13 protein-coding genes are annotated in these 21,836 nt (G+C 70.7%); 10 read left to right on the top strand and 3 right to left on the bottom strand.

Annotation, left to right across the window (positions count from 1 at the left end):
• Positions 1 to 126: 126 nt before the first annotated feature.
• Both ACFOWB_RS02665 and ACFOWB_RS02660 read left to right on the top strand, forming a co-directional pair.
• Positions 127 to 861, top strand: coding sequence for a hypothetical protein (locus ACFOWB_RS02665; RefSeq protein ID WP_261401435.1), 735 nt, complete (start codon positions 127 to 129; stop codon positions 859 to 861).
• Positions 861 to 1,964, top strand: coding sequence for a GSCFA domain-containing protein (locus tag ACFOWB_RS02660; protein ID WP_261401436.1), 1,104 nt, complete (start codon positions 861 to 863; stop codon positions 1,962 to 1,964). Before ACFOWB_RS02665 ends, ACFOWB_RS02660 begins: the two co-directional genes overlap by 1 nt.
• Before the next feature lie 70 nt (positions 1,965 to 2,034).
• Here ACFOWB_RS02660 and gyrA read toward each other — a convergent pair whose 3' ends face one another.
• Positions 2,035 to 4,776, bottom strand: coding sequence for a DNA gyrase subunit A (gene gyrA / locus ACFOWB_RS02655; protein WP_378145527.1), 2,742 nt, complete (start codon positions 4,774 to 4,776; stop codon positions 2,035 to 2,037).
• 257 nt (positions 4,777 to 5,033) lie between these two features.
• Between gyrA and ACFOWB_RS02650 the strand changes: the two genes are divergently transcribed.
• The 8 genes from ACFOWB_RS02650 (at position 5,034) to ACFOWB_RS02615 (ending at position 16,462) form a co-directional block, all read left to right on the top strand.
• Positions 5,034 to 8,432, top strand: a complete 3,399-nt coding sequence (locus ACFOWB_RS02650; protein ID WP_378145525.1) for a hypothetical protein — start codon at positions 5,034 to 5,036, stop codon at positions 8,430 to 8,432.
• On the top strand, positions 8,429 to 9,967 hold the full coding sequence (locus ACFOWB_RS02645) for a hypothetical protein (RefSeq protein ID WP_378145523.1): 1,539 nt from the start codon (positions 8,429 to 8,431) through the stop codon (positions 9,965 to 9,967). The genes ACFOWB_RS02650 and ACFOWB_RS02645 overlap by 4 nt, the downstream gene beginning before the upstream one ends.
• A gap of 71 nt (positions 9,968 to 10,038) precedes the next feature.
• Complete coding sequence (locus tag ACFOWB_RS02640; protein ID WP_261401442.1) at positions 10,039 to 11,121, top strand: GDP-mannose 4,6-dehydratase; 1,083 nt, start codon at positions 10,039 to 10,041, stop codon at positions 11,119 to 11,121.
• A 3-nt stretch (positions 11,122 to 11,124) separates the two neighbouring features.
• Entirely contained in the window at positions 11,125 to 12,798 is a 1,674-nt protein-coding gene (locus ACFOWB_RS02635; RefSeq protein ID WP_378145521.1) for a hypothetical protein, read from the top strand.
• A gap of 5 nt (positions 12,799 to 12,803) precedes the next feature.
• Complete coding sequence (locus ACFOWB_RS02630) at positions 12,804 to 13,913, top strand: hypothetical protein (protein ID WP_261401446.1); 1,110 nt, start codon at positions 12,804 to 12,806, stop codon at positions 13,911 to 13,913.
• Between the two features lie 154 nt (positions 13,914 to 14,067).
• The gene (locus ACFOWB_RS02625; protein ID WP_378145519.1) at positions 14,068 to 14,550 is read left to right on the top strand and encodes a hypothetical protein; all 483 of its coding nucleotides are present in this window, start codon (positions 14,068 to 14,070) and stop codon (positions 14,548 to 14,550) included.
• A gap of 35 nt (positions 14,551 to 14,585) precedes the next feature.
• Positions 14,586 to 15,689 (top strand): hypothetical protein, encoded by a 1,104-nt coding sequence (locus tag ACFOWB_RS02620; protein WP_261401448.1) that lies wholly within the window; start codon positions 14,586 to 14,588, stop codon positions 15,687 to 15,689.
• A 119-nt stretch (positions 15,690 to 15,808) separates the two neighbouring features.
• Positions 15,809 to 16,462, top strand: a complete 654-nt coding sequence (locus tag ACFOWB_RS02615; protein ID WP_261401449.1) for a response regulator — start codon at positions 15,809 to 15,811, stop codon at positions 16,460 to 16,462.
• Between the two features lie 4 nt (positions 16,463 to 16,466).
• On the opposite strand, the gene ACFOWB_RS02610 is transcribed toward ACFOWB_RS02615, so the two are convergent.
• Complete coding sequence (locus tag ACFOWB_RS02610) at positions 16,467 to 19,013, bottom strand: ATP-binding protein (RefSeq protein WP_378145517.1); 2,547 nt, start codon at positions 19,011 to 19,013, stop codon at positions 16,467 to 16,469.
• Positions 19,010 to 21,835 (bottom strand): PAS domain S-box protein, encoded by a 2,826-nt coding sequence (locus ACFOWB_RS02605; RefSeq protein WP_378145515.1) that lies wholly within the window; start codon positions 21,833 to 21,835, stop codon positions 19,010 to 19,012. Before ACFOWB_RS02605 ends, ACFOWB_RS02610 begins: the two co-directional genes overlap by 4 nt.
• Position 21,836: the final 1 nt, after the last annotated feature.

Raw genomic sequence — 21,836 nt, 5'->3', positions numbered from 1 at the left:
GCTTCCGGGCGGCGTTGCGCGGCTGGTCGATCCCAGCTTATCTGATGACGACAAACGCCTCCCTGGGTTGTGGCGAGACGGTTCGCTCCGGGCCCGATCGACCGCGCTGACGAACCAGCCGACGAAATGAGCACCACGAAAACGACGATCATCGGCGACAGCCACACAATCGCGATCAAGGACGGCTTCGCCAAGCGCGGCGGCGCGGACCTCGGCGAGGTGATGATCGACCGCCTGCAGCAGATCAAGAACGGCGTTCTGCGCGAGGGCGTCGCCGAGAGCGAGCTCGAGGAGATCGCGGCGGCGGCGCAACCCGGCGACCTGATCGTCTCTGTGCTCGGCGGCAATCAGTTCAACGTCTTCGGCCTCATGCGGCATCCCGAACCCTTCGACTTCATCGAGCCCGGCGATCCCGACGAGGCGCTCGACCCCGAGGCGCGCGCGATCCCGGTCAAGATCATGGAGGCGACGTTCGAGCGCTTCGTGAGGGGGCGCGACGGCAAGCTTCTCAAGAAGCTCGCCGGCGGAAAGGCGACCGTGCTCCATCTCGAAGCGCCGCCGCCCAAGGACGACGACGCCTTCATCCTCAGTCATGCCGAGACCTACTTCAAGAAGCTCGACATCTCGACCGTCGGGCTGAGCAAGCCGGCGCTGCGGCGCAAGCTGTGGCGGCTGCAGTCGCGCATGACCAAGGCCCTGTGCGACGAGATCGGCGTCGTCTTCGTCCCGGCGCCGGACGCCACCAAGGACCCTTCCGGTTTTCTCAAGCGGGACTATTATGGCCGCGACGCCACCCACGCCAACGCCGCCTACGGCGTCGTCGTGCTGGACCAGATCGCCGGCCACCCGCGAGGAGCCTGATGGGCGAGCATCCCTATCGCGGCCTGCCCGCGAAATCGTTCTGGAACGCGACCGTGCGCGACGCGCCGTCCGGCGACATCGATCCGGTCGGCCGTTTCGAACTCGAGCTCAGTCCGGAAACCCGGGTGGCGACGTCGGGGAGCTGCTTCGCCCAGCATATCGCGCGGCATCTGAGCGCGAGCGGGCTCAACTATTTCATCGCCGAGGACGCCCATCCGCTGACCCCGCGCCCGGTCGCCGCCGCGCATCAGTACGGCGTCTATTCGGCGCGCTTCGGCAACGTCTACACCGCCCGCCAGCTGCTCCAGCTGTTTCGTCGCGCCCATGGTTCGTTTGAGCCGCAGGAGGACGTCTGGATCGAGAGCGACGGCTCCGCGCTCGATCCGTTCCGCCCCACGGTCCAGCCGGGCGGCTTCGCGAACGAGGCGGAGATGCGCGCCGACCGCGCCTATCATCTGTCCGCGGTGCGGCGGATGTTCAGCGAGCTCGACGTCCTGATCTTCACGCTCGGCCTCACCGAATGCTGGCGCTCGCGCGCCGACGGGGCGGTCTTTCCGATCTGTCCCGGCGTCTCGGGCGGCGTGTTCGACCCGGCGCTCCACGAGTTCTACAACCAGACCCTCGCCGACGTTCACGCCGACATGTCCCAGTTCCTCGAGGGGCTCCGGTCGGTGAACCCGCGCGCCAGAGTGATGCTGACGGTCTCGCCCGTGCCGCTCGCCGCCACCGCGGCGGCCGGCGGCAACGTCGTGTCGGCGACCGTCTACTCGAAGTCCGTCCTGCGCGTCGCGGCCGAGATGCTCGCGCAGGAAAACGAGCACGTTCAGTATTTTCCGTCCTACGAGATCATCACGGGGCCAGGCGCCCGCGGCGCCTATTACGCGGAGGATCTGCGCAACGTCACCGAGGCGGGCGTCGCCCATGTCATGAAGGTCTTCATGGCCCATGCGACGCTGAAGAGCGAGGCGTCCCGCGTCGAGGCGATCCCGTCGGAAAGGCCCGCGCCCCAACTCGCGCCCGCCGCCGGAGCGGCCGCGGCCTATGCGAGCGCGTCGCAATGGGTCGAGGCGCTGTGCGACGAGCAATTGCTCGACCAGACCTGAGCCGGAAGGCCGAAGGAACGCGCTGACCAGAATCAAAAAGGCCCGCTCGTCGCCGGCGGGCCTTTTCACGTCACTCCGGCGCGGCCTCTTCTTCGGCCTCGTCCTCGCCGATGTGGTCGACCGAGACGACGCGCTCTCCGTCGCCGGTCGAGAACACGATCACGCCCTGGGTCGAGCGGCCTGCGAGGCGGATGTTGTCCACCGGGCAGCGGATCGTCTGGCCGGCGTTCGTCACCAGCATGATCTGGTCGGAATGCTCGGTCGCGAAGGAGGCGACCAGCGGGCCGTTCCGGTCGTTGGTCACCATCGCCACGATGCCCTTGCCGCCGCGTCCGGTGACCCGGTACTCGAAGGACGACGAGCGCTTGCCGTAGCCGTTCTCGGAGATGGTCAGAATGAGCTGTTCGGCCTCCGACATCGCCGCGTAGCGCTCGGCGCCGAGCTCGATGTCGGCGCCGGCTTCGGCCTCGGCGTCCGCGGTCGCGTCCTCGGCGACGCTCTCGCCCTGGCCGCGGCGCACCGCGTTGGCGCGCTTCAGATACGCCACGCGCTCGTCAGGCGACGCCTCGAAGTGCCGCAGGATCGAGAGCGCGATGACGCGGTCGTCCTCGCCGAGCGTGACGCCGCGCACGCCGACCGAATCGCGGCCCTTGAACACGCGCACGTCCGTCACGCGGAAACGGATGCACTGGCCGCGATAGGTGGTCAGCAGCACGTCGTCGTCTTCCGACGCGATCTGCACGTCGACGATGGATTCGCCGGCCTCAAGCTTCATCGCGATCTTGCCGGAGCGGTTCACATTGGTGAAGTCGCTGAGCTTGTTGCGCCGGATGGTGCCGCCCGAGGTCGCGAACATCACGTCGTACTTGGCCCAGTCGGCCTCGTTCTCGACGAGCGGCATGATGGTGGTGATGCGCTCGCCCGGATCGAGCGGCAGCAGGTTGATGAGCGCCTTGCCGCGCGCCTGGGGCGCCGACAGCGGCAGCTTCCATACCTTGAGCTTGTAGACCTGGCCGAGCGAGGAGAAGAACAGCACCGGCGTGTGGGTGTTGGCGACGAAGAGGCGGCTGACGAAGTCCTCGTCGCGCGTCGCCATGCCGGAGCGGCCCTTGCCGCCGCGGTGCTGGGCCCGGTAGGTCGCGAGCGGCACGCGCTTGATGTAGCCGCCATGCGTGAAGGTGACGACCATGTCCTCGCGCTGGATCAGGTCTTCGTCTTCGAAGTCGGCCTCGGACTCGATGATCTCGGTCCGGCGCGGCGTCGCGAACTGGGCCTTGGCGTCGAGCAGCTCCGCGCGCACGATCTCCTGCACGCGCTCGCGCTTGCTCAGGATGTCGAGATAATCGGCGATCTCGGCCGCGAGCTTGTCGAGCTCCTCGCCGATCTCGTCGCGGCCGAGCGCGGTGAGACGCTGCAGGCGCAGGTCGAGGATCGCGCGCGCCTGCTCGATCGAGAGCTTGTAGGTGCCGTCGTCGTTGATCCGGTGGCGCGGGTCGTCGATCAGCTTGATGAGCGAGGCGACGTCCTCGGCCGGCCAGTCGCGCTCCATCAGGCGTTCGCGCGCTGTCGCGGGATCGGGCGCGGTGCGGATGAGGCGGATGACCTCGTCGATGTTGGCGACCGCGATGGCGAGGCCGACGAGCACATGGGCGCGGTCGCGCGCCTTGTTGAGGCGGAACTTGGTGCGCCGGGAGACGACGTCTTCGCGGAACGCGATGAAGGCGACGAGCATGTCCTTGAGCGTCATCAGCTCGGGACGGCCGCCGGTCAGCGCCACCATGTTGCAGCCGAAAGAGGTCTGCAGCGCGGAGAAACGGAACAGCTGGTTCAGCACCACGTCGGCCACCGCCTCGCGGCGGAGCTCGATCACGATGCGCATGCCCTTGCGGTCGCTCTCGTCGCGCAGGTCGCCTATGCCCTCGACGCGCTTCTCGCGGACGAGTTCGGCGATGTGCTCGATGAGGCGCGACTTGTTCACCTGATACGGAATCTCGGTGACGATCAGCGCCTCGCGATCCTTGCGGATCTCCTCGACGTCGACCTTGGCGCGCATCACTACGGAGCCGCGGCCGGTCGAATAGGCCGAGCGGATGCCGCCGCGGCCGAGAATGCGGCCGGCTGTCGGGAAGTCCGGGCCGGGCACGATCTCGAGAAGCTCCTCGAGCTCCATTTCGGGACGCTCGATGAGCGCCACGCAGGCGTCGACCACTTCGCCGAGATTGTGCGGCGGGATGTTGGTCGCCATCCCGACCGCGATGCCGCCGGCTCCGTTGACGAGAAGGTTCGGGAACTGCGCGGGCAGGACCGTCGGCTCGCGCTCGGAGCCGTCGTAGTTGTCCTGGAAGTCGACCGTGTCTTCGTCGATGTGGTCGAGCAGCGCCATGGCGGGCTTGGCCAGGCGGATCTCGGTGTATCGCATCGCCGCGGGCGGATCGCCGTCGACCGAGCCGAAGTTGCCCTGGCCGTCGGCGAGCGGCAGGCGCATCGAGAAGGTCTGCGCCATGCGCACGAGCGCGTCGTAGATCGATTGGTCGCCGTGCGGGTGGTACTTACCGATGACGTCGCCGACCACGCGGGCGGACTTGCGGTAGGGCCGGTCCGGGAAATAGCCGTTCTCGTTCATCGAGAACAGGATGCGGCGGTGCACGGGCTTCAGGCCGTCGCGCACGTCGGGAAGCGCGCGCGAGACGATCACCGACATCGCGTAGTCGAGATAGGAGCGGCGCATCTCGTCCGCGATCGACACGGGACGAACGTCGGAAGGCTCGCCGCCCGCGGGGCCGCCAGAGGTCAGGTCGTTCGGATCAGCCAAGTCGAGGCACGCTTTCTAGAGCAATCTGAGATCGGCCCGGACCCTAGACCGTCTTGGCGTCGAACGCCAGCGGGCCGGTCGCCGGAGCGGTCGGGAACGTCGAACGATCTCAATGGCTTGCAAGGGAGCTCCCAGCTTTTCACAGGGATGTCTCGGTTCTCTGCCCCGAATCGGACGCGACGGCGCCGAATCGGGCGCGCGGGAGGCCGCGACCCGGTTTATGTCGCGGCGCAGCAGGCGCGACGCGGCGGCAGGTTGTGGCGCGGCAGGCCGCCCGCTACTGTCGCGGCCGCATGGTTGCGGCGCCGCGGGGCGACGGCGGCGGCATGCCGCGGCGGGGCGTCGCGAGCGAGTGGCGACAGGGCGTGGCGAAAAAGACGACTGCGAGCGAGGCGGACGAGCGGCTGGTCGAGGACAGCGGACTGTTCGACGAGGCCTGGTATGTCGAGCGTTACAAGCCGAAGTTCGGCGAGGGCGGCTCGGCGCTGAGGCATTTTCTCGTCGAGGGCGGGCCCAACGGGCTGTCGCCGAGCGCGCGCTTCGTGTCGTCGGCCTATTTCGCGCTCTATCCCGACGTCGCCCGGAACGGCGCCAATCCGCTGGTGCACTACCTCAAAACCGGCAAGGACACGGGCAAGCGCGCGATCCGCCGGCAGGATCTCGAGGGGCTCGGCCTCGCCAATCTCGGACGCCGAGACCAGCGCATGATCGCCGCGGTCGCGCGCAGCGGCGGCTTCGACGAGGCCTATTATCTCGAGACCTACCCGGACGCGCGTAGCTCGGGGCTGCACCCGATGCTGCACTACGTGCGCCACGGCCTCGAGACGCTCGCCAATCCGAGCGCCGACTTCGACGCCGCGCGCTATGCGGCGGACAATCCGGACCTGGTCGAGAGCGGCCTGCCGCCGCTGGTCCATTTCGCGCGTTCTGGAGCCAGGCAGTCGACCGCCGATGACGCAGAGCCGCAGGCTGCGACCGAAGCCGCCGATGTCTCCGAGCCGTCGGACGAAATCCCGGTCGCTGAGACTGAAACCGGCTCCGTTGCGGAGCTGGTCGACGACGCGCCGCCTTCGGCCGCGGAGCCCGAGGAGACGCCGGACGACGTCGATGTGGACGTCGCCAGCGAAGACCATGACGCGGACGAGCTGGGCGCAGAACAGGAGGGTTCGGAAGAACCGGGCCTGGACGAGCCCGAGCTCGACGCGCCTGCCAAAGCGGACGAGCCCGCCGCCGCGGAACCGACCGAGCCCGCAGCGGCCGAAGCGGCGGCCCCGCTCGCGCCAGAGGCCGACGCGCCGACGCCGGGAGTCGACGAACCCGCCGACGCCGTCCCCACGGTCGACGTTCCGAAGGCCGCTCCCGCCGACGTGCGCGTGGCTGCAAAAGCCGGCGCCGACATGCCGGTCGAGGAAGCGCTCGCGGCGCTCGCTGGCACGCGCCTGTTCGACGCCGCCTGGTATGTGAAGCGCTATCCGGAGGTCGCCCGCTCGGGCCTCTCGCCGGCCGCGCATTATCTGCAGGTCGGCGGTCCCCGCCGTCGGCGGCCGAGCGCGCTGTTCGACGCTGAATACTATGTCGGCGCGGGGCCGGCCCTGCCTGCGGGCGCCAATCCCGTGCTGCATTTCCTCGCCGAAGGCCGCCGCGACCGGCGCCCGTCTTCGCCCTTGCTCGACGTCTCCGATCCCGCCGGGCGCCTGCCGTCCGACGCGGCGTCCATTTCCGAGCCCTCGCGTCCGGCCGCTGGTCCGGCGGTCGACTGGCTCAGCGCCGCGCAAGCCGAACGTCTGCCCGACGCCGTCGCATTCGCGGGCCGTCCCATCGGGCAGGTGGCCGCCGGCGTTTCGCTCGCGCCGCTCGCCGCCTATGCGCGTCTCGCCGGTCTCGACCCGGTCGAGACCGGCGTCGGCGCGGACGGCTCCGGCGACGGCCTGTTCGCGCAGGCGTTCCGGTCCGGCCCGGCGCGTCTGTCCGACGCCTGGTTCGTGGACGCGGGCGCCTTGCGGCTTCGCTTCGGCGGCTTTGCGGGCTTCGACGGATCGCGCCACGTCGCGCGCGGCTACCAGGGCTCGCCCCGGGATCGCTCGGCGCTCAGGCTTTGCGGCGAGATCCTGTTGCCCGCCGCCGGCCCCGGCCTCCTCGATCTCGCGCTGCTGGAGCCGCTCGAGCCGGTCCTGCTGACGCTGTCGGAACCGGGCGGCCGCATCGTCGGCTTCGCCCTGCTGCCGTTTCCGTCGCTGGCGCGCGGCGGGCTTCATCACGCCGAGCTCGTCGCCGACGGACAAGGCCAGGATCCGGTCGAGGGGCTGACGCTCGCAAGCGAGTCCGCGTTCGCAGATCTGGTCGAAGGGCCGGGCGCACTCGCGCGGATCCTCGTCGATCCCGCCGGCGCGACCGGCGCCGAGCCGATCTTTTCGGACGCGCTGCTCGGCTGGCTCGACCGCCGCTTCGGCGTCGCGGTCGAGCTCGACGACGACGAGGATGACGTCGATCCGATCCGGGATCACCTGCGCCGGGCGCTCGCGCCGCGCGGCCGGGCTCGCCAGGGCCTGACGCTGCGTCTGCCGCCCGACGCCATACCGAGCCTTGCGGCGCTCGCCGCCCGGCGGCTTCGAGGGCCGGGAGCCGCCGGCGCAAGCGGCGCCTTCGTGATCGCGGCCGCGCCCTCCGGCGAGGCGCGCCTGCTCGTGCGCCCGCCCGAACTCGACGCCCGCTGCCTGTCGTCACAGGGCCGGAGCGTTCCGCTGGATTACCCCGTCCTTTTCGGAGACGGCGACGCGGAAGTCGAGGGACCCCGTCCCACGCTTGCGATCCGGCGCCGGCGCTTCGTCAAGGCGCATGACGCGTCGCTGATCCGGCCTGTCGCGCCCGACGCGCCCATCCGGGCGGCCAGGACGTCGGCCGACTTCGCCGCGATCCTGTTCTGCGCCGGAACGACCGAGGCGACGCGGCTGATCGAGTCGCTGTCTCGCCAGACCGGCGTCTCCGATTTCCGCGTGTCGATCAGGCTCACGAACGACGCCGCCGACGCGGACGAAATCTCTCGCGCGGCCGAGAAGGCGTTCCCTGGCCGCGCCGACGTGCGCGAGGCGGAAGGCGGGTTCTGGGCTGAGGTCTCCGCCGCCGCGCGCGAAACCGGCGCGCCCTATCTGCTGGTCGCGAAATCGGGCGTCGTCGCGCCCGATCCGTCGACGCTCGCGGTCCTGCTCTCGCTTGCCGAGGCCGGCGGGACCGCCTCGGCCGCCTGCGTCGCGATCAACGAGGACGCGGCCAAGCGCGTCGGCGCGATCGAGGCGCTGAGCGGCGGCTATTTCGCCGCAGCCGCCCGCGCGCCGGACGAGACCGAACTCACGCTCGTCGCCTGCGACAGCCTTCAGGCTTTCCCGAACGCCGTCTATCCGGTGGCGGCGAACGTCCTCGACTTCGCGGTGCTGAGCGCCGAGGCCGTGGCGGAGGCGCCGGCGGACGACGAAAGCGAGGCGGCCTGGGGGCTGCGCCAGACGCTCGCCGGACGGCGCAATCTCTGCGTGTCGACGATCCGCGTGGCGCGCTACGGCGAAGGGCTGGAGCGTCCGCCATCCGTGAGGGTCGCTGTCTCGCCGAAGGAACGGGCCGCCGTCGCGGCCAACGCGACCGTCGTGCGGGAGTTCGCGTCATGAAGATCGGGATCGTGATTCCCGACGAGCGCCAGCTCGCGACCGCGGGCGTGCGCATCCGCTACCACCGCCTCGCGGAGCGGCTCGAGGCGGCGGGCCACGCGCTCGAGCTCCTGCCGATCGAGGCGCTGGGGCAGGGCGGGCGCGACGCCGACGTCTTCGTGTTCTCCAAGTGCCATGACGCGCGCACCGTCGCGCTCGCCGAGGACCTGCGCAGCCGCGGCGCGCGGGTCGGCGTCGACGTGTTCGACGACTACTACAGCGACGTCGCCGACAGCCGCTTCGTCCATCTGCGCGAATGGCTGAGGGGGCTTGCGGCCCGGCTCGACTTCGCGATGTGTTCGACGCCGCTGATGGCCGACAAGCTCAAGGGCATCCTGCCGAGGCTGCCGATCCACGTGATGCACGACGCCTCGATCGCCCTCGACGCCGAGGCCGTGGCGCGCCGCGTGGAGCTGAACGCGGAGCGCGCGCTGTCGACGCGGCGGATCGACGTCACCTGGTTCGGCATCGGCGACAATCCGCATTTCCGGCTTGGCGTTTCGGACCTTCACGCGTTCAGCGGCGCGCTGCTCGACTTCGTGCGCGCGGGCTACCGGCCGCGCGTGTCGATCCTCACCAACCGCCGGGCGCTCGACGTCGAGCGCCTCGAGATGATCGCGCGGCTGCCCGTGCCTTGCGACCTCGAAGAGTGGACGCCCGAGCTCGAGGCCGAGTCGATCGCCTCCAGCCTCTTGTGCTTCCTGCCGGTGCGCGCCCAGAACTTCAGCGTCGTGAAGTCGCTGAACCGGGCCGTCACCACCCTGACCGGCGGCGCGCAGGCGCTCTCGGCCGGCTACCCGCTCTATGGAGAGCTCAAGCCCTTTGTCTATGAAGACGCGGGCGCGCTGATCTCCGATCTCGAGGCCGGAACGCTCGCGCTCCGGCGCGAGACGGTCGGCGCGCTCGCCCGCAAGCTCGCCGAATGGGGCGAGGCGGAGGTCGAGGCCGGCCGGCTCTCCGCATTCCTTGAGACGCTTGGGCCGGCCGCGCCCGCCGCAGCGACGTCGAGCCTTTCCGCCGTGATCCATGGCCGGCAATCGCCGGCTCCGGTCCATGCGCTCGCGCAGCGCCTCGGCCATTTGTCCGTCGCAAGCCCGTTCAGCCAGCAGCGTCTGCCGTTCGACCTGCGTTTCGTCGCCGACGACGGCGCCGATCCTGCGGTCGTGCTGTCGCCGGCGGGTGCGGCCAGGCTTGCGCCGGAGGCTCTGGAACGGCTCGGCCTCGATCCGGCTCGGCTCGGCGTCGCGAGCCTGCGGATCCGGCTCGGCGATCTCGCGACGCCATGCCCGTTCGATCCCTCAGACCTCGCGGCCTGCCGTTCGCTCGCCGTGACGTCGATGCGCTACGACGCGACCATGGCCTATGTCGCCGATCTTCTCGCCGAACTCTTCGGGCCGGTGCGGCTCACCGTGTCCGAACTCGTCTCGCCGCTGTGGACCGGCGTCGGCCGTCGCGCGGCGGCGCGGAACGGCGGCGAGGAGCCGGCGCTCGCGTGACCCCGCTTCAGGTTGACCGCCGTCTCGCCGGCCGCAGCCGCCGCGTCAGTTAAGAGGATCCGTCGCACAACATGGCGTCAGCGCTCATCACCGGCGGAGCCGGCTTCATCGGGTCTCGCCTCGCGGCCGCGCTCGTGGCGCGCGGAGACCGGGTGACCGTGCTCGACAACCTGCATCCGCAGGTCCACGGGCCCGATCCGAAGCTCCCCGACTGGCCCGAAAGCGTCGTGTTCCGGAAGGGCGACGTCTGCGATCCGGCCGCCGTGTCCGAGGCCGTCCGGGCGGCCGATCCGGACGTCGTCTACCATCTCGCCGCCGAGACCGGCACCGGCCAGTCCTATGACGAGCCGACCCGCTACTGCGCGGTGAACGTGCTCGGCTGCACCCATCTCGTGGAAGCGCTGCGCGCGCTCGCGCCGCGAGCCCGGCGCGTGGTGCTGGCGAGCTCGCGCTCGGTCTATGGCGAGGGCGCGGCGCGCGGTGCGGACGGGCGGGTGGTCTCCGCCCCGCCTCGATCGACCGGCGATCTCGCGGCTGGCAGGTTCGGTCTGGCCGACGAGGCCGGCCAGGCGCTCGAGCCTTGCCCGACCGACGAAGCGCTGCCGGCCCGGCCGGCCTCGGTCTACGCCTCCACCAAGCTGATGCAGGAATATGTGCTGAAGCAGTGCGCCGAAGGCTCCGATCTCGGCGTCTTCGTGCTGCGGTTTCAGAACGTCTACGGGCCGGGCCAGAGCCTATACAACGCCTATACGGGCGTGCTGTCGGTATTTTCGAAGATGATCCTCGACGGGAAGATCCTCGAGATCTACGAGGACGGCGATATCGCGCGCGACTTCGTGTTCGTCGACGACGTGGTGGCGGCGCTCGCGGCGGCGGGCGCGGCGGCGACGGTTCCCGACGGCCCGATCAACATCGGGACCGGCTCGGAAGCCAAGATCGTCGACGTCGCCAGGATCCTGCTGAAGGCCATGGGCCGCTCGCCTGACGATCTCCGGATCTCCGGCAAGTTCCGGCCCGGCGACGTGCGCTATGCGGTCGGCGACGTCGCGAAGGCCCGCGAGACGCTCGGCTGGGAGCCGCGGGTCACGCTCGCCGAAGGGCTTTCGGCGCTCGCCGAATGGGCGAAGGTCGAGCGCGCCGCGGGGCGGATCTGAGCCATGGCCGCGACGCCCCACGTCGTCCTCCTCTTCAACCTGCTGCAGGACGTCAATATCCTGCGGCCGCTGGCGTTTCTGGCGCGGCGCGAGTTCGGCCGCAAAATCCTCTTCCTCGTCTCCGACAAGTTCCTGGAGCGCGACAAGCAGAAGACCTGGGCGCGCGAGGTCGCGCTGATCGCGGCCGCGGTCGACGGGACGGTCCATGTCTATGCGAGCGAGCTCGACGCCTACGCCGTTCTGAAGGGCAAGTCGGGCGTCGTCGTCACGGCGAGCGAGTCCCACCTTCCGGCGCACGCCGAGACCCACAACGTGCTGCGCGTCGCGCCGTCGAGCTTCCTCAAGGTCACGCTGCAGCACGGCTATGAGTGCGTCGGCTTCATGCACAACCGCGCGCATGACGCCGCGCACGGCCGCGACATCCGCTTCGCGGCCGACGTCGTGTGCGGCTGGTGCGAGCCCGAGACGCTGACTGCGCTCGGATATTCGGAACGGTCCAAGCTCGTCGTCACAGGCCCGAGCGCGGTGCTGAACGCGGCGTTCGCGGGCCACCGCACGCCGGCCGGCGCCGGCGGCCTCGTGTGCGAGAACCTGCATTCGGTGCGCCTCAAGGCGCGCGCCGACACCAACGTGATCTTTCTCGACCTCTTCTCCCGGTTCTGCCGCCACTACGGCGGCTATGGGATCGACGTCAATCTGAGGCCGCACCCCGGCGGGCAGTACGTGCTGAAAAACGCCGTCGACCTGCCGGACAACGTCGTGATCCAGAACCAGCCGATCTACTCGATGGACCTGACCGACTTCGACTATGCGATCTCGGCGCCCTCCTCGGTGCTGATGGACTTCGTGCTCGCGGGCGTCCCGGCCGCCGTCTGGCAGGACCCGTCCGGCGGAATGGACGTCGACAACTACGCCGGCCTCGTCGAGATCAGCAGCCTGCCGGAATGGCTCTCCTTCGCGCGCGACGCCGCGATGCGGCCGACGGTGGCGCTGTCGCGCCAGCGGGCTTTTCTCGAAAGCCGCAAGATTGTGATCGATCCGGACGAGATCTACGCCCGCTTCGCCCGGCTGTTCGCGAACGCCGCGCCGGTGACCACTGCGGCGCTGTCGAGCTTCCGCGCAGGCGACGAACCTGAGTCCGCGTCCGAACGTTCCGCGCTCGTGGTCGGCGCCTTCGAGGACGTGGAGGCGCTTCTCGGCGTCCTGGCGTCCGCCGGCTACGCCGCCGACTCCGAGGCGAGCGCTGGCGAGGATCTCGCGGCGCGGATCGAGGACGGCGGCTTCGCGGTGGTGGCGTGCGACGCCGACTGCGGCGAGGTCGCGGCGGCGGCGCTGCGGGCCGCGCGGGTCGCGGGCGCGGCTCTCGTGTGCCGCTTCGAAGCCGGCATGGCGTCCGCGCTCGGCGACGCTCCGGAACGGGCGGCGAGCCTCGACCTCCTCCTTGGCGCGGCGGATCTGGCGATCGTCCTGACCGCCGACGACAAGGCTTTCGCCCGCTTCCTCGGTTGCGACGCCGACATCGTGGTGCTCGAGTCCGCGCCGGACGACGGCGCGGCTTCCGTCGGCGAGGCGCTCGACGCCGCCGCGGCCTCGGCGTCGGAGCGGCGGCGGGGGGCGTGGCCGCATGCGGCGCCTGCGGGCTTCGCCGCGGGCGCGCGCCCGATCGGAGCGGTGTGAGCGCGATGGCCGAGATCACCAACGGGGCGACCCGCATCTTCATCGTGGCCGACGCCGTCGGAGCCACGCAGCTCATCAGCTTTCTCCAGCCGTTCCAGGACCGGATCTCGGCCGGCGAGGTCTCGCTCGCCTTCGAGGCGCACGGCAAGGACCAGGCGGCGCTGATCCGGCGCTACGAGGACTACCGGCCCGACATCCTCGTGATGTCGCGCTACTCGCTCGCCGACGGCGCGCCGCTGATCGAGCGCGCGCGCGAGGCCCGGATCCCGGTCGTCTTCCACATCGACGACGACCTGCTCAACGTGCCGACCAACATCGGTCCGAAGAAATACGAGGCCTATACCCGTCCCGAGCGGTTGGCGGCGCTTCGGTCCAACATGGACGCAGCGGACGTGATCTACGTCTCGACCCATGGCCTTGCGGAAACCTTCGCCGGCTATCGGCTCAAGGCGCCGCTGGTCACCGGCGACCTCTACTGCAGCGTCGATCCTGCGGCGTTGCGCGAGCCGCGGCCATCGGCCGCGCCGATCGTCGGCTACATGGGATCGGAGGGGCACTCCGCCGATCTCGCGCTCGTGGTTCCGGTTCTGGAGCGGCTGATGGAGGAGATCCCGACGCTCCGTTTCGAGACCTACGGGACGATCAAGTTCCCGCCGGAGCTCGCGCGGTTCGGCGATCGCGTCGGCCATCATGCGCCGCACATGAACTACGCGGCCTTCCTCGCAAAGCTTTGCACGCTTGGGTGGTGGGTCGGCCTCGCGCCGCTCGAGCCCACGGTGTTCAACAACTGCAAGGCCGACACCAAGTGGGTCGAGTACAGCTTCGCCGGCATCGCGACCGTGGCCTCGGACGGGCCGGTCTACGCCTCGGCCTGCGCGGGCGGATCGGGGCTGCTCGCGGAAGGCGAGGCGGAATGGGGAGACGCGATCAGGCGGCTCTTGCGCGACGACGTGCGACAGGACGTCGTCGGCCGCGCGCGCCGGAAGCTCGCCTCGCACTACAGCCATGACCTGCTCCAGCGCCAGATCCTGCAGATCTTCGAACTGGCGGCGGAAAAGTCGAAGGAGCGTCCCGCTCCTCGTCCCTCAGACGAGGTCGCCGCCGTGCTTGCGTAGGTTGCGGGGATCGGCTTCTATCCATGCTGCAAGCGCGAAGAGGCGTTTGACCGCCGGCTTCAGGCTGACGCGGCGCGCCAGACGGCCGGGGGGCGGGCGGGCCGCGCGACGGCCTGGGCGCGTCCGGCGAAGAGTGTGTTCAGGGGACGGTTCCATGAGTTTGGTCGTTGAGAATCCCGTCCTCGCAAAGGAGGTCGGGGAGTTGGCCGCGGGCGACGTCTGCCTTGTTCGCTTCAGCGGCGAGACGCTCGTCGCCTTCGCGGCGGCGCTGCCGAGCGGCGAGTTGAAGATGGTCCGTTTCGCCGGATCCAAGGAGAAGGCTCCGCTCAAGATGAGCGGATGGGACGACGCCAACTCGGTCGAGGTCATGTGCCTGCCCGACGTCGTCATCCGGCCCAACGTCGACAGCCTGGTGCCGCATCACCAGGGCAACAACCCGATCGGCGGGCTGGTCATCACGCCTTCCGGTCTGAGCGCAGTGGTGTATCCCGGCGACGCGAACCGCTATTATCTCGACTTCGCGACGGGCAGGCTCGACCCGGAGCGTCGAGAGTCATTGCCGCACTTCAAGACCTGGACCGTCAGCGTGCCGAACGGCACCGAGCGCGGCCACGTGCTGAAGGTCGTCTCGGTCTGACGCGCAAGGGCGGCGCTCCGGGGGATGGACTGTCTGTGAAGAACGCTCCGAAATCGCCGCATTACGAGCTCGTCCGGGACAGCGCCTATTTCGACGAGGGCTGGTACGCGACGCAGGTCGATCCTGATCTGCTGGCGAAGAAGAGGGTCGACTTCGTCCAGCATTTTCTCAACGTCGGCGGGCGCAACGGGCTCGCGCCGAGCCGCGGCTTCGTGTCCGCCGCGTATCTGGCGAGCAACATCGACGTCGCGCGGGCCGGCCACAACCCGCTGGTCCACTTCCTTACCGAGGGCGAGGCGACGGGCCGCAAGGCGATCGGCGAGGACGATCTCGCCGGCGCAGGCTTCCCCGACATGCTGCGCCGCGAAGAGCGCCGCGCCGTGGCCCAGCTGGTGGCGAGCCCGCTGTTCGACGTGAAGTTCTTCCGCAAGACCTATTCGGACCTGCGGAAATCCAGGCTGCATCCGGCGCTCTACTACGTGCGCCACGGGCTGGACGAGCAGCTCCATCCCTCCGCCGCCTTCGACGCCGAACAGTATCTCGACGACAATCCGGACGCGGCCGAGCGCGGGCTCGCGCCGCTGCTGCACTATGTGCGCTTCGGCGAAGCCGCCGGCGTGCTCGTCATGAGGCTCTCGGACGAAAAAGCGGAGGCCGTGGCGGTCGCGCGCGCCGAACGGCGGCCTGCCACGACGCCTCAGGCTCCGGCGCGAGCCAGCGAGCGCGCTCCGGAAACGGCGCCGGTCTTCGTCGACGTCGCGCTTGCGGGACCGCTGTTCGGCGGGACGGTCGCGGCGGCCACGGCTGTCCGGCAAGCGCCCCGCCGCGGACCCGACGTCACGCCGGAGGAGGCGCGCGCGCTTGAGCTCATCCGCAGCAGCCCCCTGTTCGACGCCGTCTGGTATCTGATGGAGCATCGCGAGGCGGCGCGGCTCGCGATGGATCCGGCGCTCCACTATCTGCGCCACGGCGCCCCGGACGGGCTGAAGCCGAGCATCTATTTCGATCCCGCCTTCTATCTCGAGAGCGGCGAGGGCGGCGTGGAGAACCCGCTGCTGCACTATCTCACGGTCGGCCGGTCGCAGGGCCGCAAGCCGCGCGAGCGGCTCGCGATCGACGAGCCTCTCGCGGCCGTCTGAGCGACGGCGCTCGCCTAGGCGACGAACAGCGCGCAGGCCCCTCTCGTGTTACAGAGCGTCAGGGCGCGCCGGCCGCATCGGGATGGTCGCAAGGGTCTTCGCCGCCCCCGGAGGACGGCTTGGAGAGAGCGCCACGCATCGCGGTGATCGCCGATGACCACGAGCTTCCGCGCGCCGCGCTTTCGGCGCTGCTGAAGAGCCGGCTCGGCTTCGAGCGGGTGGTCGAGACCGCCTCGCTCGACGAGGCGTTCGAACGGCTCGGCGAAGAGGAGGGCGTCGCGCTCGCGCTGTTTGACCTCGACATGCCGGGGGTCAAGGACGCCTTCAGCCTGCAGGCGGTGCGCGAAACCCATCCGGCGATGAAGACCGCGGTGGTCTCAGGCTCGATCCGGCGCGAGGACATGCTGGCGGCGCTCGCGGCCGGGGTCCACGGCTATGTGCCCAAGACGCTGCCGCTTGGCGAGATGGAGGCGGCGCTCGCGGAGATCGTCGCGGGGCGGATCTTCTTGCCGGCCTCGATCGCGGAACTGACGCCCGCGCGGGGCCTTGCGCCGCTTGGCCGCCCGCCCGCGCTCACCGAACGCCAGCACGACGTGCTGCGGCTTCTCATCGACAATCAGTCCAACAAAGAGATCGCCCGCGCGCTCGGGCTCGGTCTCGGGACGGTGAAGATCCATCTCGCCGGACTGTTCCGCGCGCTCGGCGTCGGCGGGCGGAGCGAGGCGGTGGAGGCCGCGGCGCGGTTCGGGCTCGACCGCCGCGCGGCCGGCTGAGAACTCAGCCTGCGGCGCGCAGCGGAGGCGCGGCGCGCGCCGCCGCGAGCGCCGGTCCCGAGGCGTCGCGCGCCAGCCGCGCCTGCGCGAAGGCGAGCAGCGCGTCGGCCGTGATCTCGCCGCGCCCGCGGTCGATCGCGATCTCCAGCGAGAGGCACGCGGCCTGAAGGCGGTGGAAGCCCAGCATGCCGGACGTCGAGGCGAGCGCAAGGGCCTCGTAGCGCAGCTCCGGCAGGTTCTCGCGGCTGCGCGGCGGAGCGCGGAAGGCGGCGGACATCTGGTCGGAGAGGCGGTCGAGGAAGGCCCCGCCGGGGGCGTCGCCCAGAAAGGCCACGAGCTCGTCGAGCGTCGGCTGGTGCAGCAGCTCGGGATCGTCCGCCGCGAGCGTGCGCGCCGAAGGCTCGGCCGGCCGGGCCTCGGCGACATGGCCGCGCCGCGAGGGCGCCGCGGCGAGCGCCAGTCGGGGCGTCGTCCCGCGCAGGGGCTCGGGCGCGCCGAGCGCGAGCCGCACCGAGAGCGTGAAGACGCTGCCTTCGCCCTCCCGGCTCGCCAGCGAAATGTCGGCGCCCATCAGGTCGGCGAGGCTCTTGCAGATCGACAGGCCGAGGCCGGCGCCGCCGTAGCGGCGCGAGGTCGTCTGGTCGACCTGGCTGAAGCGCTTGAACAGGCGGTCGCGCTTGTCGTCCGGCACGCCGATGCCGGTGTCCTCGACCACGACGCAGAGCACGGCGGCGGCCTCGCCGTCCGCCGCGCAGGAGGCGCGCAGGGTCACCGAACCGGCGTCGGTGAACTTCACGGCGTTCGACAGCAGGTTGATCAGCACCTGGCGCAGCCGGGCGTCGTCGCCGACGAGACGGTCGGGCGCGTCGTCGGCGACCTCGACGACGAGCGCCAGCCCCTTGCGATCCGCCTCGCGCCGAAGCATCGCGGCGCAGCCCTCGACGAGCTCGCGCAGCGAAAACGGCTGAGGGTCGAGCTCCACGGCGCCGGCCTCGAGCCGCGAGACGTCCATCAGGTCATTGACGATCGCGAGCAGCGCGCGGCTCGACGTCTCGACGTGGCGGGCGTAGCGCAGGCCTTCGGCCGAGCGCAGCTCGCCGCTTTCGATGAGCAGTTCGGAAAAGCCCAGAATGCCGTTGAGCGGGGTGCGGAGCTCGTGGCTCATGGTGGCGAGGAATTCGCTCCGGACCCGCAGCGCGTCCTCGGCGGCGCGCCGGGCGTCCTCGAGCTCAGCCTCGTAGGCCTTGCGCTCCCCGACGTCGCGCAGAACCGCGAGCGTCTTCGCGCCGCGGGCGTCCGGCACGAAGGCGAACGCGCCCTCGACCCAGAGCCAGCCGCCGGCCGCGCCGCGCAGGCGCAGGACCTTGGTGAGGTTCGGCCGCTCCGGTCCGAGCTCCCGCAGGCTCTCAAGCAGGCCCTGCCGCTCCTGGGGATGCAGGAGCGCCCCGAGCCCGAGCGACGCGAAGGTCTCGGGCGGATAGCCGAGAAGCTCGGCGACCGAAGGCGAGACGTAGTCGACTTGTCCGTCCGCGCCGCTCAGCGCGATCACGTCGCTCGAATTCTCGGCGAGCAGGCGGTAGCGGGCCTCGCTCTCGCGCAGCCGGTCCTCGGCGGCCTCGGCCGCGGTCTTGGCGGCGCGGAGCTGCCGATTGAGCTTCTCGCGTTCTGCGAGGACGGAGGCGACCGCAAGGCTCATCGCGGCGCTGACCGCGACGAAGATCTGCAGGATCGCGATCTGCTCCCTGAGCGTGCCGCGCATCAGCGACAGCGGCCCATGGCCGTTCGAGGTGGCGACGACCGCGACCGTCGCGGTGACGACGAGCGCGACCGCCGCGCCGCCGAAGCCGAACTGAAAGGCGACGACGATGAGCGCCGGATAGACGAGGAACAGGACCGGATAGGTGCTCTGCACGAAGATCGCGGCGAGCAAAGCGCAGAACGCCGCCGCGGTCAGCGCGGCTGCGGGCAGCCTCTTGCGGGAGATCTCGACCGAGCGCGTGGCGATCGACCAGAACAGCGGCGTGAAGGTCACGAGGCCGAGCGCGTCGGCCGCGTACCAGTCCCAGAACAAGGAGGACAGCGCCGTCGACGGGGCGACGACGGCGAAGAGCGCGACCGCCGTCAGCGACGAGGCGAGCGACGCCGGGCCAGCCGCGACCGCGCAGAACATCGCGAAGGCGCGAGGGCGGGTGAGGTCATGGTCGCCGAAGCGCATGAGCGCGGCGCGGCAGATCATCACCTCGACGAGGTTTGCGACCGGCAGGCCGAGGCAGATCGCGAGACCGTCGCCCGCAGCGAAGTTCGCGGCCGCGAAACCGAGATAGCCGGCGGCCGCAAGCCCCAGCATGCGCGCGCGGCCGGCGCCGAGGCTCAGCATGATGACGAGCAGCGCGGCGTTGGCGGGCCAGATCGCCGCGACGCGCGCCGTGCCGCGGGTGAACTCGATGCCGCCGTAAGCCGTGGCGAACACCACCAGCGCGGCGAGCGCCAGCGTGACGGCCGGCCGCCGCGCGATCGAGGCGTTCGGGAAACCGGTCCCGAACGGCGTCACGCTGCGGCGCTCGAGGCGGAGGCGTGGCGCGACAGTCCCGGTTCGGCGGCGAGCTCACGCAGCCGCGCGAAGACGCGGTCGCGTTCGGTCCGCACCGCGTCGACGGCGTTCTCGGTCGGGTCGGCGTTGCGGCAGGCGCGCTCCAGCTCCGAGCAGGCGCGGGAGAGATCGCCGAAGCCGATGAGGCCCGCGGCCGAGACGATCGCATGGGCGTCGCCCGCGAGCCCGTCCTTCGCGAGGTCGTCATGCGCAGGCGCCGGGCTCGAAGCGTCGCCGCGGCCGCGCGCGAGGCTCGCGTCGCCGAGCCGGGTTCCGATCTCGACCTCGAGCTTGGCGAGGAGGCCGCGCGCGGAGGCGTCGCCTAGGAGGCTCGTCAGCTCGCCGAACTGCGTCCAGTCGAGCGGGTCGGGGGCCGAGGGGCCAGCGTCGGACGGTTCGGCGTCCTCCTCGACGATCGCGCCGGCCCAGCGCTCGACCGCGGCGCAAAGCTCGGCCTGCTTGAAGGGCTTGCCGATGTGGTCGTCCATGCCGGCGGCGCGGAACCGCACGATCTGTTCGGGCAGGACGTTGGCCGTCATCGCGACGATCGGGATCGCCCGGACGGGGCCGTCGAGCGCGCGGATGAGGCCGGTGGCGGTGAGCCCGTCCATGCCCGGCATGTGCACGTCCATCAGCACGAGGTCGTAACGGCCGTGCTGGACGGCGTGCACGGCCTGCGCGCCGTCGGAGACGACGTCGACCGTGTGGCCGGCCTTCTTCAGCACCGCGACCGCGAGCTCCTGGTTGAGCTCCAGATCCTCGACCAGCAGGATGTGGGCGGGGTTCTCGCTCTTCGAGAGCGTCGCGCGGCCGGCGGCGGCCGGCTCGGCCTCGCCCGCCACCGGCAGCGCGACCTCGAGCCAGAAGCGCGATCCCTTGCCGGGCGTGCTGTCGACCCCGATGTCGCCGCCCATCAGCTCGACCAGCGTCTTGGAGATCGCGAGGCCAAGCCCGCTGCCGCCGAATTCGCGGCGGATGGTGCCGTCGACCTGGCTGAAGCGCTCGAACAGGCGCGCGCGCTTTTCGTGCGGAATGCCGATGCCGGTGTCGGTCACGGCGAAGCGCAGGCGCGCGCCGCGGGAGCTGACGCCGATCTGCTCGACCGACAGCGTCACCGAACCCGACGGGGTGAACTTCACGGCGTTGTTGAGCAGGTTCAGCAGCACCTGCCTCAGCCGGTCCTGGTCGCCGATGAGCGCGCGCGGCGCGGCGGGATCGACCTCGACCTCGAGCGCGAGGCGCTTGTGCGTCGCCTGCCCGCGCACGATCGAGACCGTGTTGTCGACGAGGGTCTCCAGCATGAAGCGCTGCGGGTCGAGCTCGACCTTGCCGCTCTCGATCTCGGAGAAGTCGAGGATGTCGTTGACGACCGTCAGGAGCGCGGCGCCGGCGCTCTGGATGCGCTCGACCAGACGGATGTGGCCGGCGTCGAGGCCATCCTCCTCGAGCAGCAGGTCGGTGTAGCCGAGGATGCCGTTCAGCGGCGTGCGGATCTCGTGCGACATCGAGGCGAGGAAGTCGCTCTTGGCGCGGCTCGCCGCCTCGGCCTGGGCGCGGGCGGTCTCGGCCGCGTCCTTGGCGTGGCGCAGCGCCTCGTCCTGCCGCATGCGCCCGGAGACGTCGCGATAGGTCGCCACGATCGTCGGCTCGTCGCCGGTCGCGCTCGGGATGCGGCGGAAGCCGCCCTCGACCGAGATCCAGCCGCGCGTCTTGTGGAGCGCGCGATAGACGACCGAGACTTCGGCCGCCCCGCGCGAGAGCCGGCCGGTGGCGGCGAGCAACTGCTCCATGTCGTCGGGATGGACGTAGTCGGCGAGGCTCATCGCGCCGAGCTCGGCGGGCGTGAAGCCGAGCAGGCGCTCTGAGGCCGGCGAGATGTAGGAGAGGCGGCCGTCGTCATGGCCAAGGATGATCAGCTCGCTGGCGTTTTCGGCGAGCACGCGGAAGCGCGCCTCGCTGTCGCGCAGCGCCGACTGAGCCGCGACGCCCTCCGAGACGTCGCGGACGGTCGCGACGAAGCTCGTCTTTCCGCCCGCGCCGCAGCACACTATCCGGTACGAGGCCTCGATCCAGACGTAGGAGCCGTTCCGGCGGCGGGCGCGATGGCGGATCGAGGCCGTCCGCGCCTCGCCGTCCTGCAGCTTGGTGAACATCCGCTCGAGGCGGACGCGGTCGTCGGGATGGACGTCGTCGAGCGGGCTGGTGCCGACGAGCTCGGCGGGGTCGTAGCCGAGCACGTCGCGGGCGGCCGGAGAGACGTAGCGCCGCGTGGTGTCGAGGTCGCAGCGCATGATGATGTCGGTCGCCGCGTCCGCGAGCAGGCGGTAGAGCGCCTCGCTTTCGCGCGCGATCTGCTCGGCGCGCTTCTGCCGCGTGACGTCCATGATGACGCCGAACAGCGCCGCGACGCGGCCCTCGCCGTCGACCTCGCAGAAGCCGCGCGACACGACGTGACGCAGCTCGCCGTCCGGCCGGTAGAGCCGAAGCCCGAAGTCGAAGGCGGTCGCGGTCTCGATGGCGTGGTCGATGACGCGCGCGACCTCGGCGCGGTCGTCGGGATGATAGGCGGCGATCGCGTCCGCGATGTCGGGGGCGCTTCCTCGCGGCTCGAGCCCATAGATCCGGAAGATCTCCGGCGACCAGACGAGCGCGCGCGAGGGCAGCTCGACGCGCCAGTGGCCGACCTCCGCCACCTGCTCGACGAGGGCGAGCAGGGCCTCGGCCTCGGTCGGCTGAGGCGTGGGTTCGGCGCGGCCCGACAGAAGCGAGGACAGCAGCCCCATG

The organism is Chenggangzhangella methanolivorans (assembly GCF_042648545.1).
In the GTDB taxonomy this organism is placed as follows: Bacteria; Pseudomonadota; Alphaproteobacteria; order Rhizobiales; family Methylopilaceae; genus Methylopila; species Methylopila methanolivorans.
The sequence above is the reverse complement of the archived record's forward strand: the minus strand, read 5'-3'. Positions and strand labels throughout refer to the sequence as shown.

Bases quoted from the DNA above. Each gene is read 5' to 3' on its own strand.
- ACFOWB_RS02625 (WP_378145519.1), top strand. From the start codon at position 14,068: ATGAGTTTGGTCGTTGAGAATCCCGTCCTCGCAAAGGAGGTCGGGGAG.
- ACFOWB_RS02630 (WP_261401446.1), top strand. From the start codon at position 12,804: ATGGCCGAGATCACCAACGGGGCGACCCGCATCTTCATCGTGGCCGAC.
- ACFOWB_RS02665 (WP_261401435.1), top strand. From the start codon at position 127: ATGAGCACCACGAAAACGACGATCATCGGCGACAGCCACACAATCGCG.
- ACFOWB_RS02660 (WP_261401436.1), top strand. From the start codon at position 861: ATGGGCGAGCATCCCTATCGCGGCCTGCCCGCGAAATCGTTCTGGAAC.
- ACFOWB_RS02640 (WP_261401442.1), top strand. From the start codon at position 10,039: ATGGCGTCAGCGCTCATCACCGGCGGAGCCGGCTTCATCGGGTCTCGC.
- ACFOWB_RS02645 (WP_378145523.1), top strand. From the start codon at position 8,429: ATGAAGATCGGGATCGTGATTCCCGACGAGCGCCAGCTCGCGACCGCG.
- ACFOWB_RS02635 (WP_378145521.1), top strand. From the start codon at position 11,125: ATGGCCGCGACGCCCCACGTCGTCCTCCTCTTCAACCTGCTGCAGGAC.
- ACFOWB_RS02605 (WP_378145515.1), bottom strand. From the start codon at position 21,835: ATGGGGCTGCTGTCCTCGCTTCTGTCGGGCCGCGCCGAACCCACGCCT.